The sequence below is a fragment of the Nostoc sp. CALU 546 genome (assembly GCF_048836525.1).
Window position 1 is genome coordinate 1 of the sequence record NZ_JAWJTF010000364.1, and the last position, 1,881, is coordinate 1,881.

The following is a 1,881-nucleotide window of genomic DNA, read 5'->3' on the forward strand; positions in this document are numbered from 1 at the left end:
ATTGGCTTCTGGTAGTGATGACAAGACAATCAAACTCTGGAATCTTACAAAATTGGAGTTAGACCCTTTAATGAGGCGTAATTGCGATTTGGTACGCGCTTATTTAGAGAATAATCCTCATGTCAGCGAGAGCGACAGGCACTTGTGCGACAGTATTAGCAAAGTAAAGTAGTAGCTGGATCGAAAACGATCGCGCTTTGGGGAAACTCAGATCCCCGACTTCTTTAAGAAGTCGGGGATCTAAATCCAGGCAAAAAGCGATCGCATTTTCGGGAAAGTTCACAGGCGATTGGTATATTGAGAACAACTTCTAGAAAGGGCGATCGCCATCATGACGACACGCGAACTCTTATTCCAGGAACTAGCAAACACGTCCGATGAACTCTTGCTACCAGTGCTGCAATTTTTGCAATTTCTCAAAGCGCATCCGATTCAATCTGCTGAACTTGAACTGGACACTTTGGAAACCATCATCAGTCTTCGGCAGGGATTAGCCGAGTTTGATCGCGGTGAAGGACTTCCCGCTACTCAAGCCTTAGAAGAACTACGTCATCGACTCCAGATTCCCCCTCGCCCATGACTTATCAGGTTTTGATCCAGCCAAGCGCGTTTCAAGACATAGAAAACACTTACCGTTGGATGTGTGACAACTTTGATGCTGAAACTGCTAATCAATGGTATTACGACTTGCAAGATGAGATTGCCTCCCTACACCTGTTTCCCAAACGATGCCCAATAGCGCCCGAAGCACAAGCAATTGGGCGAGAAATTCGTCAACTCTTCGTCTGTAAACGTAGACAATATCGAGTATTGTTTGTGGTTGAGGAGGATGTTGTAGCTATTATTCATGTCCGCCACAGTCGTCAAGCGCCTATTGAACCTGATCCAGAGTAGGCGATCGCGCTACGCAACACAAGATATCAGCAGCATTTTGGATGGTGACGGATAAGGGGCGATCGTTGAAAAGCTGATTTTACCAATATGCTATCGGCGATCGCGCTTTGGGGAACGAAACCCAACATTTTCAATCAAGTGCCCAAAAACAAGATCCCCCTAGTCGTATTTTTCATCGAGCTAGGGGGATCACATATATGGTAGTCTATAATTGGTTCGGTATAGTTCCTTACGAATCGATTCTATAGCCTACATTTCAATTTGAGTAGTCTTACCACTAGAATTTATAGTATTTTTACAGCTTCTTAATGAATGCTTCATCCCTGCTGTTTTTTAGGGAGGCGGTATATGTAACTATGACAGTACGCAATGTGCGTAACTTGTCATTTTTGTGGATATCTGTAAAAAATATGAAATTTAAGATTGTTGCTACTAGCGTCCTATTAGCTTGTTTCGGGTTTGCAGAGCAGAGCCTTGCATTAAATCAGCTAGATTTAGATCAGTTGAAGGCAACAAGTGCCTGTCCCCGGTGTAATTTGAGTGGTGCTGATCTAACTCAAGTAAATCTAACTGGAGCAAATTTGCGAGGGGCTGACTTGAGCGGCGCTACATTATCTGAAGTTAATCTCACGAATGCCGATCTCACCGGTGCAAATTTAGAAGGTGCGGTTCTAAATTCAGCAAATCTCAGTGGTGCTTCCTTAACAGGAGCAAATTTGAAATCAGCATCCCTGGAAAATGCCAATTTATCTTTTGCCGGTTTTATCAGCGCCAATTTAGAAGCAGCAAACTTAAAAGATGCGAAATTGGATTTTACCAATTTTCGGGGGGCTAACTTCCGACTAACAACTCTAGCTAATGGTGTAGTCACCTCCGATAAACCTTATGGCTGGTCGTTAGAGCGTCAAAATCTTAGAGAATGTAACGAGTTTCAACCCGAAGATACTCCAGGCACAACCTGTTATTCAAAATAAATTGGGCATGGGG

Annotated in this window: 3 protein-coding genes; all 3 read left to right on the forward strand. The window is 43.5% G+C overall.

Annotated features, from left to right (window positions below; all coding sequences use genetic code 11):
• Nucleotides 1-331 precede the first annotated feature (331 nt).
• The 3 genes from RRG12_RS43690 to RRG12_RS43700 all read left to right on the forward strand — a co-directional run bounded on the left by RRG12_RS43690 (nucleotide 332) and on the right by RRG12_RS43700 (nucleotide 1,868).
• On the forward strand, nucleotides 332-580 hold the full coding sequence (locus tag RRG12_RS43690; RefSeq protein ID WP_193947779.1) for a prevent-host-death family protein: 249 nt from the start codon (nucleotides 332-334) through the stop codon (nucleotides 578-580).
• The gene (locus RRG12_RS43695; protein WP_420763153.1) at nucleotides 577-894 is read left to right on the forward strand and encodes a type II toxin-antitoxin system RelE/ParE family toxin; all 318 of its coding nucleotides are present in this window, start codon (nucleotides 577-579) and stop codon (nucleotides 892-894) included. Before RRG12_RS43690 ends, RRG12_RS43695 begins: the two co-directional genes overlap by 4 nt.
• Nucleotides 895-1,304: 410 nt before the next feature.
• Nucleotides 1,305-1,868 carry a pentapeptide repeat-containing protein gene (locus tag RRG12_RS43700; protein WP_069068234.1) on the forward strand — a complete coding sequence of 188 codons (564 nt, stop codon included), beginning with the start codon at nucleotides 1,305-1,307 and terminating at the stop codon, nucleotides 1,866-1,868.
• The last annotated feature ends 13 nt before the right edge of the window (nucleotides 1,869-1,881 follow it).

Coding starts and splice junctions, on each gene's coding strand:
- RRG12_RS43700 (WP_069068234.1), top strand. CDS start 1,305: ATGAAATTTAAGATTGTTGCTACTAGCGTCCTATTAGCTTGTTTCGGG.
- RRG12_RS43690 (WP_193947779.1), top strand. CDS start 332: ATGACGACACGCGAACTCTTATTCCAGGAACTAGCAAACACGTCCGAT.
- RRG12_RS43695 (WP_420763153.1), top strand. CDS start 577: ATGACTTATCAGGTTTTGATCCAGCCAAGCGCGTTTCAAGACATAGAA.